The sequence below is a fragment of the Aeromonas sp. ASNIH8 genome (assembly GCF_002919855.1).
Lineage (GTDB): Bacteria > Pseudomonadota > Gammaproteobacteria > Enterobacterales > Aeromonadaceae > Aeromonas > Aeromonas caviae.
This window is the reverse complement of the sequence record NZ_PQLN01000040.1, coordinates 24,265-38,801: the sequence shown is the minus strand read 5'-3', so window position 1 is coordinate 38,801 and position 14,537 is coordinate 24,265. Positions and strand designations below refer to the sequence as shown.

The following is a 14,537-nucleotide window of genomic DNA, read 5'->3' as shown; positions in this document are numbered from 1 at the left end:
ATATCGCCAATACCCGCCGCGATTACCTTCACAAGGTCACAACGACTATCAGCAAAAACCACGCGATGATCGTCATTGAGGATTTGAAGGTTGCCAGCATGTCAAAATCAGCAGCGGGCACGACCAGCCAGCCGGGGCGCAACGTCCGGGCAAAATCAGGGCTGAATCGTTCGATATTAGATCAGGGCTGGTTTGAGCTGCGCCGCCAGCTCGAATATAAGCAGGCATGGCGAGGCGGTCAGGTGTTGGCGATAAACCCGGCCTACACCAGCCAGCAGTGCGCCTGTTGTGGGCATACTGCGAAGGATAACCGCCAGACGCAAAGCCAGTTTAAATGCGCTGCGTGTGGTTATGAGGCGAACGCCGATGTGAACGGCGCTCGCAATATTTTAGCGGCGGGACACGCCGTTTTAGCCTGTGGAGGCGTGGTGCAATCAGGCCGCCCGATGAAGCAGGAACCCGGTACTGCGCGAGCAGCTATCACCCAGTAATGGGAATCCCCCTCCTGTGACGCGAAGCGCTAAGGTGGGGGAGGATGTCAAGAATTGGGCATTCGAATAATAACCATGCGGCCTTGCGGTTGTCTAAAGGCACCTAACATCAGATAATACCGCCGCCTTCATACCGGATAACCCATCGTCAATGACTGAGTACCTGCTTTTACTGGTCGGCACCGTGCTGATCAACAACTTCGTGCTGGTGAAGTTTCTCGGCCTCTGCCCCTTCATGGGCGTCTCGGGCAAGCTGGAAACCGCCATCGGCATGGGACTGGCCACCACCTTCGTGATGACGCTCGCCAGCGCCTGCTCTTACCTGATGGAGCACTACATCCTGATCCCGCTGGACATCGCCTACCTGCGCACCCTGGGCTTCATCCTGGTGATCGCCGTGGTGGTACAGTTCACCGAGATGGTGATCCGCAAGAGCAGCCCGATCCTGTATCGCCTGCTCGGCATCTTCCTGCCGCTCATCACCACCAACTGCGCCGTGCTCGGCGTGGCGCTGCTCAGCATCAACGAGCGCCACAACTTCATCCAGAGCATCATCTACGGCTTCGGTGCCGCCGCCGGCTTCTCCCTGGTGCTGATCCTGTTTGCCGCCATGCGGGAGCGCCTGGTGGCCGCCGACGTGCCGGCCCCCTTCCGTGGCGTTTCCATCGCCATGGTCACCGCCGGCCTGATGTCGCTGGCCTTCATGGGCTTTACCGGCCTCATCAAGATATAGCGCTATGACTCACATACTCTTTGCCATTCTGGTGCTGGCCCTGCTTGCCCTGGCCTTCGGCATCATTCTGGGCTTTGCCGCCGTCAAGTTTCACGTAGAGGCCGATCCCATCGTCGATCAGCTCGATGCCCTGTTGCCCCAGACTCAGTGCGGCCAGTGCGGTTACCCGGGCTGCAAACCCTACGCCGAAGCCCTGGCCAATGGCGACAAGATCAACAAGTGCGTGCCCGGTGGCGACGCCACCATGCGCAAGATTGCCGACCTGATGGGGGTCGAGCCCCAGTCTCTGGACGGCGGTGAAGACGCGGCAATCCCCGTCAAGAAGGTGGCCTTCATTCACGAAGACATGTGCATCGGTTGCACCAAGTGCATCCAGGCCTGTCCGGTCGACGCCATCCTGGGTGCCACCAAGGCGATGCATACCGTCATCGCGGCCGAGTGCACCGGGTGCGACCTCTGCGTCGACCCCTGCCCGACCGACTGTATTGAAATGATCCCGGTGCCGACCACGGTCGACAACTGGAAATGGGATCTGGCCAAGGTCGCCATTCCGGTCAAGATAGTGGAATAAACAGCGGAGTAACCATGCAGCATCTGCTCGAACGCATCAAAGCCGGCACTCTGTGGGATTTTCACGGCGGCATCCATCCCCCCGAGAACAAGCACCAGTCCAGCCTGACCCCCGTCGTTGACGCGGGCCTTCCCCCCCAGCTCATCATTCCGGTGCGCCAGCACGCGGGTCCGGCCGGCGAACTGCTGGTGCGGGTGGGGGACAAGGTCAAGAAGGGGCAACCCCTCACCCGTTTTGACAAGGGGCGCATCGTGCCGGTGCACGCTTCCACCTCGGGCACCATCACCGCCATCGAGCAGCACACGGTGGCGCACCCCTCCGGTCTTGACGATCTCTGCATCCTCCTCACCCCGGACGGAGACGATGCCTGGGGCGAGCGCACACCCCAGCCTGACTACTGGAACCTGGAGCGGGGGGCGTTGCTCGAGCGCATCCAGCAGGCCGGTATCGCCGGGCTCGGCGGCGCCGTCTTCCCGACCCACAGCAAGCTCGACGGCCGTGGCCAGCTCACCGAGATCCTCATCGTCAACGGGCTGGAGTGCGAACCCTACATCACCACGGATGACAGGTTGATGCAGGAGTACGCCGACGAGATCATGGACGGCATCCGGGTACTCAAGCACCTGCTCAAGCCCAAGCTCACCCTGATCGGAGTGGAAGACAACAAACCGGCGGCCATCGAGGCCCTGACCCGCCATGCCAGCGACGTCGACGTACTGGTCAAGTCGGTACCGACCAAGTACCCCTCCGGCGGCGCCAAACAGACCATAGAGCTGCTCACCGGACGCCAGGTGCCCAAGGGTGGCCGGGCGGTGGACATGGGCATCATGGTGCTCAACGTCGCCACCGTCTTTGCCATCAAGCGCGCCATCATCGATGGGGAGCCGCTCATCGAGCGCATCGTCACCCTCACTGGCGACGCCTTCAAGAAATCCGGCAATGCCTGGGTACGTCTGGGCACGCCGGTACGCTGGCTGCTCCAGCGTTTCGAGCTGCAACCGGAGGCGGATCAGCGGGTGATCATGGGGGGCCCCATGATGGGCTTCACCCTGCCCCACGCCATGGTCCCCGTGGTCAAGGCCACCAACTGCCTGCTCTCCCCCACCCGCGCCGAGCTGCCGCCCCCCGGCCCGGAACAGGCCTGCATCCGTTGCAGTGCCTGCGCCGATGCCTGCCCCGCCACCCTGCTGCCCCAGGAGCTTTACTGGTACAGCCGGGTCAAGGAGTACGACAAGGCCGAGAAGCTCAACCTCTTTGACTGTATCGAGTGCGGCGCCTGTGCCTGGGTCTGCCCGAGCGAAATCCCCCTGGTGCAGTACTACAAGATCGCCAAGGATGACATCCGCGAGGCCCGTGCCGAGGCCGAGAAGGCCGAACGTGCCAAGCAGCGCTTCGAGGCCAAGCAGGCTCGCTTCGAGCGTGAGAAGGCGGCCCGCGAAGCCCGCCACGCCGAGGCCGCAGCCCAGCGTCGCCAGGCCATGACGACGGCCGGGGGCGAAGATCCGGTCGCCGCCGCCCTGGCCCGCATCAAGGCCAAACAGGAGACGGCCCAGGTGGCCGTGAGTGAACCCGCACCGGACAACGAGGCCATGATTGCCGCCCGTGAGGCACGCAAGCAGGAGGCCATCGCCCGTCGTGCCGCCAAGGCCGCCAATGGCGAGGGCAATGGGCTGGCTGACACCCCGGCACCTGGGGAGCAACATCCCAAGGCAGAGCTGGATCCCAAGAAGGCCGCCATCGCCGCCGCCCTGGCACGTGCCAAGGCCAAGAAGGCCGCCCAGGCGCAAGGTGACGGGCCGGTGGTCGCGGGTGAGACATCCGTGAACACAACCGAACACGCCGTTGAGGCCCCGGCCGCCGCATCCGAACCCGCCGCCGAGGTGGACCCCAAGAAGGCGGCCATTGCCGCCGCCATCGCCCGGGCCAAGGCCAAGAAGGCTGCTCAGGCGCAAGGTGACGGGCCGGTGGTCGCGGGTGAGACATCCGTGAACACAACCGAACACGCCGTTGAGGCCCCGGCCGCCGCATCCGAACCCGCCGCCGAGGTGGACCCCAAGAAGGCGGCCATTGCCGCCGCCATCGCCCGGGCCAAAGCCAAGAAGCTGGCGGCCGAGGCCGCCTCCTCCCCTTCGACCGACAAGAGCCACTGATCCATGTTCAATATCGCGAGTGCGCCTTTTGCCCACAACCGCAAACAGACCCAGACCCTGATGGTGCTGGTGATCCTGGCCTGCCTGCCCGGCTTCCTGGCGCAGACCTGGTTCTTCGGCTGGGGGACCCTGATCCAGATCCTGCTGGCGCTGGTCACGGCCCTGGGTTCGGAGGCCCTGGTCCTTCGCCTGCGCGGCCGCCCCGTCAAACCGGCCCTGCTGGATGGCAGCGCGGCGCTCACCGCCGTGCTCATCGGTCTCTCCCTGCCCCCCCTGCTGCCCTGGTGGATGCTGGTGCTGGGCACGGCGTTCGCCATCATCATCGCCAAGCATCTCTATGGCGGGCTCGGTCAGAACCTGTTCAATCCTGCCATGGTGGCCTATGTGCTGCTGCTGGTCTCCTTCCCTGTCCAGATGACCAGCTGGCTGCCCCCCTCCAGCATCGCCGCCTACGACATCGGCTTCGCCGATGCGGCCTCGGTGATCTTCACCGGCTTCAGCCTCGACGGCTACAGCATGCTGCAGCTCAAGCAGGGGGTGGATGGCCTGACCATGGCCACGCCGCTCGATACCCTCAAGACCGGGCTGACCCAGGGGCTCACCGCCAGCGAGGTGATGACCCACAAGGTGTTCGAGGGCTGGGGTGGCATCGGCTGGAGCTGGGTCAACCTCGGCTACCTGCTGGGGGGCCTCTTCCTGTTGCAGCAGAAGGTGATCAACTGGCGCATTCCGGCCGCCGTGCTGGGCTCACTGCTGCTGGCATCCACCCTGGGCTATCTGGCGACGCCGGATGCCACCGCCACCCCCATGCTGCACCTGTTCAGCGGCGCCACCATGCTGGGGGCCTTCTTCATCGCCACCGATCCGGTGAGCGCGAGCACCACGGCGAAGGGGCGCCTGGTCTACGGTGCCCTCATCGGGGTGCTGGTCTATCTCATTCGCCGCTTTGGCGGCTACCCGGACGCCTTCGCCTTCGCGGTGCTGCTGGCCAACCTGTGCGTGCCGCTGATTGACAGCCTGACCCGCCCCAAGGTCTATGGAGCCCGTCGCAAATGAACCCATATCTGAATTGCCGGACACGCGAGACGGAGAGCCTCCCATGTTGAAGAGCATGCGCAAGAACGGCCTGACCCTGGCCCTGTTCGCCCTGGGTTGCACCGCCATGGTGGTGCTGACCAACGAGCTGACCCGGGATCGCATCGCCCACCAGCAGCAGCTGGAGCAGTTGCGCACCCTCGGGGCCCTGCTGCCGGAGGGAAGCTATGACAACGATCTGGTGGCCAGTTGCAAGCTGGTCAGGAGCCGGGAATACCTGGGCAGCGATCAGCCCATGCCGCTCTATACCGCCACCCTCAAGGGGGTGCACACCGGCTACGCGCTGGAAACCGTGGCCCCCGATGGTTACAGTGGGGCCATCCGCATGGTGGTCGGCACCGACGCCAAGGGTGCCATCAGCGCGGTGCGGGTACTGACCCACAAGGAGACCCCGGGCCTGGGGGACAAGATAGAGCTGAAGAAGTCCAACTGGATCGACAGCTTCGTCGGCCGTACCCTCAATGCAGAGAACGAGGCCAGCTGGGCGGTGAAGAAGGACGGGGGCGAATTCGACGCCTTCACCGGCGCCACCATCACCCCCCGGGCCGTGGTCAAGGCGGTGAAGAACCTGCTGCTGCTGCAACAGGAGCACCCCGAGTTGCTGCGGGACGCCCCCTCCTGTGACGCCACCCCCTAACGCCGGAGCACAAGCTATGGAACAAGTCGACGTGATTGACGGGCAGGGCCCGATCAGCGAGAGCAATGGCCGCCGCGAGGAGCTCAAGGAGCTGATGCTGCAGGGGCTGTGGAAGAACAACCCCTCTCTGGTGCAGGTGCTGGGACTCTGCCCCACCCTGGCCGTTTCTTCCACCTTCACCAATGCGCTGGGGCTGGGTCTGGCCACCATGGTGGTGCTGATAAGCTCCAACCTCGCCATCTCCCTGGTGCGAAACTGGGTGCCCAAGGACATCCGCATCCCGGTCTACGTGATGATCATCGCGGCCTTGGTCACCAGCGTGCAGCTCTTGATGAACGCCTACACCTACGGCCTGTATCAGGCGCTCGGCATCTTCATCGCCCTCATCGTCACCAACTGCGTCATCATAGGCCGGGCCGAGGCCTATGCCTCCAAGAACCCCCCTTTGCTTGCGGCCGTCGACGGCTTCATGATGGGGCTGGGCTTTACCCTGGTGCTGCTGGTGCTGGGGGGGCTTCGCGAGATCATCGGCATGGGCACCCTGTTCGACGGTGCCGACCTGCTGCTGGGGGACTGGGCCAAGTCCCTGCGCATCGAGCTGTTCCACGCCGATGCCAGCCTGCTGCTGGCCATACTGCCGCCGGGGGGCTTTATCGGCCTTGGCCTGCTCATCGCCGGCAAGAATGCCATCAACGACTGGATGGGCCGCAAGCAGGCCGCCGACAGGGCCCACTGCAGCGTGCCGGCGGCGGGCGCCCGCGCCACCCAGCTCTGAGACAAGAGAGAGCCATGAACAACCAGAAACGCAGGCAGATCCTGGAGCGACTGCGGGACGACAATCCGCACCCCACCACAGAGCTCAACTTCACCACGCCCTTCGAGCTGCTCATCGCCGTGCTGCTGTCGGCCCAGGCCACGGATGTGAGCGTCAACAAGGCCACCGACAAGCTCTATCCGGTGGCCAACACCCCGGCCGCCATGCTGGCCCTCGGGGTGGTGGGGCTCAAGGAGTACATCAAGACCATCGGCCTGTTCAACACCAAGGCCGAGAACGTCATCAAGACCTGCGCTATCCTGCTGGAGCGCCACGGCGGCGAGGTGCCGGAGGATCGCGAGGCCCTCGAGGCCCTGCCCGGCGTGGGCCGCAAGACCGCCAACGTGGTGCTCAACACCGCCTTCGGCTGGCCCACCATCGCCGTCGACACCCACATCTTCCGGGTGTCGAACCGCACCGGCTTCGCGGTGGGCAAGAACGTGGATCAGGTGGAAGAGAAGCTGCTCAAGGTGGTGCCCGCCGAGTTCAAGCTGGATGTGCACCACTGGCTCATCCTGCACGGCCGCTACACCTGTCTCGCCCGCAAGCCGCGCTGTGGCTCCTGCATCATCGAAGACTTGTGCGAATACAAAGAGAAGGTCTATCCCGAAAGCTGATCCGCAGGGCGCAGCCTGACTTGCAGGCGTCTGCGGAGCCGGGCCTCGGGCCATCAGGCAGTACCAATCACCAACCCGGAGAATTGAGCAATGAGAATTCTGCATACCATGCTGCGCGTCGGCGATCTGCAACGCTCCATCGACTTCTACACCCGAGTGCTGGGCATGAAACTGCTGCGCAAGAGCGAGAACAGCGAGTACAAGTACACCCTGGCCTTCGTCGGTTACGGCGACGAGAAGGACGAAGCCGTCATCGAGCTCACCTACAACTGGGGGGTGAGCGAGTACGAGCTGGGGTCCGCCTACGGCCACATCGCCCTGGAAGCGGATGACATCTATGGTACCTGCGAGGCGCTGCGCGCCGCCGGCGCCAAGATCACCCGCGAGCCGGGCCCGGTCAAGGGGGGGACCACAGTCATCGCCTTCGTGGAAGATCCGGACGGTTACAAGATTGAGCTGATTGCCAAGAAAGACGCCGGTACCGGCCTGGGCGCCTAAACCCACGCCGCCTGGCGGTGAGAAAAACAACGGGGCCCTGGGCCCCGTTTTCATTGGCAGGCCGTCAGGCCAGGCGAAAGCGCCCCATGGTCTGGCGCAGCCCCGCCGCCAGCTGGCTCAGCTCCAGGCAGGCACGGGCGGTGTGATCGGCGCCGGTCGCCACCTCGTTGGAGGAGTCGTTGATCCGCGCCACGTTGCGGCCGAGCTCATCGGAGACCGCATCCTGCTCGCCACAGGCGCTGGCGATCTGGATCGCCATGTCGGCAATCTGGCCGACCGCCTCCTCGATCTGCTGGATGCCCGAGCCGGTCCGCTCGCTCTGGCTCACGCACTGGCGGATCATCTCGCAGCTCTGGCCGGTCACCGCCTTCGCCTGATTGGCGCGCGCCTGCAGGGTCTCGATGATGGCGACGATTTCGCCGGTGGAGGCCTGGGTACGCCCCGCCAGGGTGCGCACCTCGTCGGCCACCACGGCGAAGCCGCGGCCCTGCTCGCCGGCGCGGGCCGCCTCTATGGCGGCGTTGAGCGCCAGCAGGTTGGTCTGATCGGCGATGCCGCGAATGACGTCCACCACCAGGTTGATCTGGGCGGATTCCCGCTCCAGCTCCGCCACCAGGGTGCCCGCCTGCTCCATCTCCTCGGCGACCCGGGTGATGGCGACCAGCGCGCTCTGCACATCCTGATTGCCGCGACGGGCCAGGGCATTGGCGGAGCTGGCGGATTCCGAGGCGGTCTCGGTGTTGCCCGCCACATCGGCCACCGTCGCCTTCATCTGGGCCATGGCGGTCGCCACTAGGGAGATCTCCTGCTGCTGGCTCTGGATCCCTTGCGCCGATTGCTCGGAGACGGCGCTCACCTCCTCGATGGCGGCCCCCAGCTGGGTCACGGCGGCGACCACCTCCTCGATGAGGCCCCTCAGGTTGTCCTGCATCTTGAGGGAGGCCCGGGCCAGCATCCCGAGCTCATCCTGTCCGATGTGCCGGCGATCCAGGTCGTGGGTCAGATCCCCCTGGGCGATGGCGTTGGCCTGGGCGACCACGGCCTGCAGCGGCAGGCAGATCTGGCGGGTCAGGAACCAGGTCATGACCCCCATGAACAGCAGCAGGGCGCCTATGCTCGCCGAGGCGAAGAGCGTCACCCTGTTGACGCTGCCGAGCAGGCTGCCGCGGTTCTCCCGCACGAAGTCCAGGTTCACCTCCACCAGGGCGTTTACCGACTGCTCCAGTTCGGTATAGTCGGCATTGGAGCCGAACAGCACGTCCCTGGCCTGCTCCCTGTCTCCCAGAGAGAACAGCTGATCGACCCGGTTGACCGCCCCCAGATACTGCAACCAGTGCTGCCTGACCCGGTTGAACGCCCGGCGTTCGTGCTCGGCCCCCACTGTGGCCTCATAGGCGCCGAGCGCCTGCTCCACCTTGCCCAGGCTCTCCTGGATACTGCCACGGCGGGCCTGCCTGTCGACGACATCCTCCACCATCAGCAGGGCAAACTGGGCGCGCCGCACATAGGAGACGTCGTAGAGCAGGTTTTCCACCGAGATGACGCTCGGCAGGGTGGAGTCGGTGAAATTCAGCACCCGGTCCCGCACGCCGCGCAGTTCGCTGGCGAGAAACAGCCCGAACAGTATGTTGATGACGGCGATGACCGAGAAAACGGCGGCAATCTTCTTGCCGATGGAGAGACGCTTGTAAGACATGTTGGCTGGTGATCCTCGACTGCGAAGACGCAGTGACACAATGATCACATCCGTGTAAGCGGTGACCCGAGACTCCTGACGGGAAATGACGACGCGCGAGCAAGGACGGGGCCTTTCCCCTCCCCTCGCCACCCCGGGCCTATGTCGTTCGGCCCGGGAGCCCGCTACAGAGCGACCACCCGGGCGCCAAACTTGAACCGATTGTCGCAATCGCCCCGGCGCCATGGACAAACGGGGGGCCAGGTTATGTAATGGCACCCTCGTCTCTTGATCACAGCGCCCGAGGCTCCATGGAAAACGCGTCGACACTCTCCCCCTCCTGGTCCGTCCAACTGCGCGAGCAGATCCAGGCCCGTCCCCTCGTCGCCCTGGGGCTGCTGCTCGCCCTGGCCGCCGTCCTGCTGCTCCTGTTGCAGAGTCTGGTCGTGCTGGCGGTCGGTGACATCACCGCCGGCATGCGCTATGGCCTCATCGGCGGTGCCGCCGGCTTTGCCGCCACGGCGCTCGGCGCCCTGCCGGCCCTGTTCCTGCGGGCCGTACCCCAACGGGTGGAAGACGCCATGCTGGGTTTTGCCGCCGGCATGATGCTGGCCGCCAGCGCCTTCTCCCTGTTGCTGCCGGGCCTCGAGGCCGCGGAGGGGATCACAGGCGACGGCTTCCTCGCCGCCGCCGTGGTGGTGACGGGCATGGCTCTCGGCGTCCTGCTGATGCTGGGGCTGGATCAGTTCACCCCCCACGAGCACGACAAGACGGGGCCCTGCGGTCCCGGCCACGAGAGCTGCTCCCGGGTCTGGCTGTTCGTGTTCGCCATCGCCCTGCACAACCTGCCGGAGGGCATGGCCATCGGGGTCAGCTTCTCCCAAGGTGACATGGCCGTCGGTCTGCCGCTCACCACCGCCATCGCCCTGCAGGACATTCCCGAGGGGCTGGCGGTGGCGCTCGCCATGTGCGCCGCCGGTTTTCGTCCCCCGCTGGCCGTGCTGGTGGCCATCGCCAGCGGTCTGCTGGAACCGCTCGGGGCCCTGCTCGGGGTGGGGCTCGCCAGCGGCATGGCCATCGCCTACCCCATTGGCCTGGGGCTCGCCGCCGGCGCCATGCTGTTCGTAGTCTCCCACGAGGTGATCCCCGAGACCCACCGCAACGGCCACCAGACCCACGCCACCCTGGGTCTCATGGTCGGCTTTGCCCTGATGATGACCCTGGATACCGCGCTGGGATAACGCGTCGGTCCCCCGTACACTCCGTAGTTTTCCACAAAGCGCTTCCCGAGCGGCCGGCCCTGTTCGCCAGCACACTGCAACGGCTTGCAGAGCGCGGCGAGCCGGCCGCCCTTGTCCAGCACTCCCACTGACGCAGGAGATGCCCCGCCAGCCCCATAGGAATGCTCGGCGCCATCGCCAAGTTTTGTTATCATTCCCGCCAACTTTTTCGGCCCAGCGGCCATCGAGACGAGGTAGATAATGAAAGTAGGTATTATCGGCGCCATGGAGCAGGAAGTGGCCCTGCTGCGCAGCCAGCTGAGCGAACCCACCACCCTGCAACTGGGCGGCTGCGAGTTTTATCAGGGCCGCCTGGCCGGTAAAGAGGTGATCCTGACCCGCTCCGGCATCGGCAAGGTCGCCGCCAGCGTCGCCACCAGCCTGCTGCTGGAAAAATTCGCCCCCGACTGCGTCATCAACACCGGCTCCGCCGGCGGTTTCGCCCAGGATCTGCACATCGGTGACGTGGTCATCGCGAGCGAGATGCGCTTCCACGACGTGGACGTGACCGCCTTCGGTTACGAGATGGGCCAGATGGCCCAGCAGCCCGCCGCCTTCCCCTGCGATGACAAGCTCATCGCCCTGGCCCAGGCCTGCATCGCCGAACAAGGCAAGCACCAGACCAAGGTCGGCCTCATCTGTACCGGTGACCAGTTCATGTGCAAGCCCGAGGCGATTGCGAAAGCCCGCGCCGACTTCCCGCAGATGCTGGCGGTGGAGATGGAAGGGGCCGCCATCGGCCAGGTGTGCCACATGTTCAAGGTGCCCTACCTGGTGGTGCGCGCCATGTCCGACATCGCCGGCAAGGAGCAGGTGGAATCCTTCGATGCCTTCATCGAGGTGGCGGGTCAACACTCCGCCGAGGTGATCATCGCGCTGCTCGGTAAATTGTGATCGATACCCTCTCCTGGGACGCCCTGATGACCGCCCTCGCCTCGACGACGGCGGCCATCATGGTGGGCGCGGCCCTGCTGGAGGCCATGCTGCCCTGGCCGGCCCGCTTTCGGCCCGGCGCCGTCGTGCCCCTGCTGACCCGCCTCGGCCAGAAAGTCTATCGCCCCGACGGTACGCCCCGCCAGCAGGGCCAGGCCGGGCTCCTGGCCCTGCTGGTGGTCTGGGTGCCCTGCGCCGCCGGCCTCTGGGCGGTGCGCAATCTCGCCCTGTCGGAGCCCCTGTTCGATCTGCTGTTTCTGTTGCTGATGCTGGAATCCCGGCCACTGCGCGAACTCGCCCAGGGGAGCCGCGCCCTGGCCACCCAGGAGACCCTGGTGGTGGCAAGGCTGCAGGCGGCGCCCTGGCTCAGGCGCGAGACGGGGAAGCTGTCGGTGATGGGGCTGAACAAGGCGGTGAGCGAGACCTGCGTGCTGCGCCTCGTGGGCCAGTGGGCCGGCCCCCTGCTGGGCTTTGCCCTGGCCGGGGTGCAGGGTGCCCTGCTCTGGCGCCTCGCCCAGCTGATGAACCAGGCCTGGAGCCCGAAGCAGGCCGAGTTCGTCCACTTCGGCCGCCCCGCCGCGGCGCTGTACCAGGGACTCTGCGCCCCCGCCATCCTGCTGCTGGCGCTCCCCCTGTGCCTGACCCGGCTGCGCCGGCTCGGCGGCAGGCTGCGCCCCGCCCTGTACTGGCCCTATCCGGCCATGGGCTGCCTGCTCGCCCTGCTGGCCCTGACCACGGGCAGCCGGCTCGGCGGCCCGCGCTACTATCGGGGCCAGCTGGTGCGCTTCCCTGTGCTGGGCGAGGGGGAAGAGCCCGATGCCCTCCTGCCCCGGCGCCTGCTGCACCGCCTGCTGCTGATCGGCTGGGGCTGGCTGACCGTTGCGTTGTTCCTGACCCTGCTGGTACTGCACCATGGCTAATCCCTTGCACTGGCGGGCCCTCTGCCTGCTGCTCTGCCTGCTGAGCGCCCCCCTGCTGGCCACAACGCCTCCGGCGCCACAGCGCATCATCACCCTCACTCCCCATCTGACCGAGCTGTTGTATGACATCGGAGCCGGGGATCGCATCGTCGCCACCGACGACGCCTCCGATTATCCCCCCGAGGTGGCGTCCCTGCCGCGGGTCGCCAACTATCGCAGCATCAACCTCGAAGCCCTGCTGGCCCAGAAGCCGGATCTGGTGGTGGCCTGGCGCTCGGCCCAGGCCCGCATGCTGGCCCCCGTCGAGAAGCTCGGTATCCCCGTCTTCTACTCGGAGCCCACCGACTTTGCCTCGCTGGCCACCGAGATGCGCAGCCTGGGGCGCCTGCTTGGCGTCGAACAACAAGCCGACGCCAGAGCCGACGCCTATCTGGCCAGACTCAATGCCCTGGCGGCGCGCTATGGCAAGCCCAAGTCCGTCTCGGTCTTCTACCAGCTCTGGTATCCGCCGCTGACCAGCGTCAATGATTCGACCTGGCCCGGCCAGGCCATCACCCTGTGCGGCGGCCGCAACATCATGGCCAAGGCGGCGACCCCCTATCCCCAGGTCGGGCTGGAGCAGGTGATCAAGGCCGACCCTGATCTCATCCTGGCCGGCAGCCAGGACCCTGAGGTGCTGGCGCACTGGCAACAGTGGCCCATGCTGGACGCCGTCAAGCAGCGGCGGCTCGCCCTCATCAACGCCGATGAGCTGCACCGCTTCACCCCCCGCGCCCTCAACGCGGTGGAGCAGATATGCGAAGCGATCGGCGCTAGCGCGATCAAGAGCCGCAGCGGAGGGTAACATCCCCCTTGCACACAATCGCAACCGGATTACTCAGAAAAAAACCGTATCAGGCTATATATCCGGCGGCATCAACCTCGCTCATTGCCCGTCTTTAATAGCGCATAAAGTGTAATATCGCTGGCCAGCCCTGATTGCTGCAGCCCTTGCGCCAATACGGTCAAGAACTTGGGATTGTGTTGGCGAAGTGTATGGTAGCTATAAAACAGGTCCGTCACATCTTTTTCGGTAAGTGCTTCTTCATCTATCGCGATCAAGGATAAATAGCTGCGCAGCAAGAAATAGTCCGCAATGAGAAGCTGATAAGCTATTTGAGGAGAATCAAATCCTGATGGAAACTGATTGTGATAGACATGATAAAGCAGATAGTTCTGTTGAATATGGGGGCGTTGCGTCAAAAATGGCACTACCTTCTGGTGCCAGCTTTTATGTATCAGCAGCAGCTTGTCCTCATTAAACTCCCCCTCTAACACCTGATTTATTTTATTCAGGCAACGGAGCATCACAGCCCTTCCACGACGTTGCTGGTTTTGTACTAACAAATGCGTCAGGGTACGCAAGGCCCACCACTGCACTTTACCAATAAAAGGAATTTGAGAAAACGCCGCGCTCAACTGGCCATCATTGATCATGGGAATTAATTGCTCGATAAATGCCTGGTTTGAGCCCTTGCTTTCATCCCTGTGCACCAACATACCGATCAGCCATAGTTTATCTTCTATCGTCATACCGTCGGCAAGCAGCACATCGATACTCAATGAATGCAGTGTATCAATGGTGCTGGGCACGGGAGAGGGCCTGACCTGCCCCTTGAATGGGGTGACATCAACCACCATGGCATCTGGATTCAAGAGTACCTGCCTGCTCACCTCCGGGCAGGAGAGCATCAGGCTGCGCCTGTGCTGGACACCAAATTGCTGCAGTTGCCTGGGGTAGGTCTTACAGGTGTGGCTCAGTGCCTCTGCACCAATCTTCTTATGCACATTGCATAATCCAACATCATCCAGAAAGGGACAGGCGCCAGACTCATCCATGCGGATAGTCCCCCAGTGAGCGTCTGATTTTTTCACTTTCTCGATATGCTGCTTGGCCGTGCTTTGGATCAGCTGATCCGGATGACTGACATAATTACGATAAGTTTTCTTGTCTATCGAAATCGTCCATCCATGGCAGCAATTATCCTCACACTTGTCGCCAATACATTGAAAATCTTGGTAATATCTGGGGGTTACCAGGGTATGGGTCATGCTGATGTCCTCAAGTAAATCATTCGGATAAC

Annotated in this window: 15 protein-coding genes; 13 read left to right on the top strand and 2 right to left on the bottom strand. The window is 64.2% G+C overall.

What is annotated here, in order from left to right; translation table 11 throughout:
- The 9 genes from C3418_RS12090 to gloA all read left to right on the top strand — a co-directional run.
- On the top strand, positions 1 to 491 hold a 491-nt coding region (locus C3418_RS12090; RefSeq protein ID WP_146054105.1), incomplete at its 5' end, for an RNA-guided endonuclease TnpB family protein.
- Between the two features lie 151 nt (positions 492 to 642).
- Positions 643 to 1,224 carry an electron transport complex subunit RsxA gene (gene rsxA / locus C3418_RS12085; protein ID WP_103858591.1) on the top strand — a complete coding sequence of 194 codons (582 nt, stop codon included), beginning with the start codon at positions 643 to 645 and terminating at the stop codon, positions 1,222 to 1,224.
- 4 nt (positions 1,225 to 1,228) lie between these two features.
- Positions 1,229 to 1,795, top strand: a complete 567-nt coding sequence (gene rsxB, locus C3418_RS12080) for an electron transport complex subunit RsxB (RefSeq protein WP_103858590.1) — start codon at positions 1,229 to 1,231, stop codon at positions 1,793 to 1,795.
- A 14-nt stretch (positions 1,796 to 1,809) separates the two neighbouring features.
- Positions 1,810 to 3,945, top strand: coding sequence for an electron transport complex subunit RsxC (gene rsxC / locus C3418_RS12075; protein WP_103858589.1), 2,136 nt, complete (start codon positions 1,810 to 1,812; stop codon positions 3,943 to 3,945).
- 3 nt (positions 3,946 to 3,948) lie between these two features.
- Positions 3,949 to 5,001, top strand: coding sequence for an electron transport complex subunit RsxD (gene rsxD, locus C3418_RS12070; RefSeq protein ID WP_103858588.1), 1,053 nt, complete (start codon positions 3,949 to 3,951; stop codon positions 4,999 to 5,001).
- A gap of 43 nt (positions 5,002 to 5,044) precedes the next feature.
- On the top strand, positions 5,045 to 5,677 hold the full coding sequence (gene rsxG, locus C3418_RS12065) for an electron transport complex subunit RsxG (protein WP_103858587.1): 633 nt from the start codon (positions 5,045 to 5,047) through the stop codon (positions 5,675 to 5,677).
- Positions 5,678 to 5,693: 16 nt separating this feature from the next.
- Positions 5,694 to 6,452: an electron transport complex subunit E gene (locus tag C3418_RS12060; RefSeq protein WP_042079243.1), complete on the top strand. Its 759-nt coding sequence runs from the start codon at positions 5,694 to 5,696 to the stop codon at positions 6,450 to 6,452.
- A gap of 14 nt (positions 6,453 to 6,466) precedes the next feature.
- On the top strand, positions 6,467 to 7,108 hold the full coding sequence (gene nth, locus C3418_RS12055; RefSeq protein WP_103858586.1) for an endonuclease III: 642 nt from the start codon (positions 6,467 to 6,469) through the stop codon (positions 7,106 to 7,108).
- A 90-nt stretch (positions 7,109 to 7,198) separates the two neighbouring features.
- Entirely contained in the window at positions 7,199 to 7,606 is a 408-nt protein-coding gene (gene gloA / locus C3418_RS12050) for a lactoylglutathione lyase (RefSeq protein WP_103858585.1), read from the top strand.
- A gap of 64 nt (positions 7,607 to 7,670) precedes the next feature.
- On the opposite strand, the gene C3418_RS12045 is transcribed toward gloA, so the two are convergent.
- On the bottom strand, positions 7,671 to 9,302 hold the full coding sequence (locus C3418_RS12045) for a methyl-accepting chemotaxis protein (RefSeq protein WP_103858584.1): 1,632 nt from the start codon (positions 9,300 to 9,302) through the stop codon (positions 7,671 to 7,673).
- 290 nt (positions 9,303 to 9,592) lie between these two features.
- Between C3418_RS12045 and C3418_RS12040 the strand changes: the two genes are divergently transcribed.
- The 4 genes from C3418_RS12040 (at position 9,593) to C3418_RS12025 (ending at position 13,258) form a co-directional block, all read left to right on the top strand.
- On the top strand, positions 9,593 to 10,522 hold the full coding sequence (locus tag C3418_RS12040; protein ID WP_103858583.1) for a ZIP family metal transporter: 930 nt from the start codon (positions 9,593 to 9,595) through the stop codon (positions 10,520 to 10,522).
- Positions 10,523 to 10,762: 240 nt separating this feature from the next.
- Positions 10,763 to 11,455, top strand: coding sequence for a 5'-methylthioadenosine/S-adenosylhomocysteine nucleosidase (gene mtnN, locus C3418_RS12035; protein WP_042079239.1), 693 nt, complete (start codon positions 10,763 to 10,765; stop codon positions 11,453 to 11,455).
- A 26-nt stretch (positions 11,456 to 11,481) separates the two neighbouring features.
- Positions 11,482 to 12,414 carry a cobalamin biosynthesis protein gene (locus C3418_RS12030; RefSeq protein WP_180911705.1) on the top strand — a complete coding sequence of 311 codons (933 nt, stop codon included), beginning with the start codon at positions 11,482 to 11,484 and terminating at the stop codon, positions 12,412 to 12,414.
- Entirely contained in the window at positions 12,407 to 13,258 is an 852-nt protein-coding gene (locus C3418_RS12025; protein ID WP_103858582.1) for an ABC transporter substrate-binding protein, read from the top strand. Before C3418_RS12030 ends, C3418_RS12025 begins: the two co-directional genes overlap by 8 nt.
- Positions 13,259 to 13,329: 71 nt before the next feature.
- On the opposite strand, the gene fliB is transcribed toward C3418_RS12025, so the two are convergent.
- Positions 13,330 to 14,505 (bottom strand): flagellin lysine-N-methylase, encoded by a 1,176-nt coding sequence (gene fliB, locus C3418_RS12020; protein ID WP_103858581.1) that lies wholly within the window; start codon positions 14,503 to 14,505, stop codon positions 13,330 to 13,332.
- Between the last annotated feature and the right edge of the window lie 32 nt (positions 14,506 to 14,537).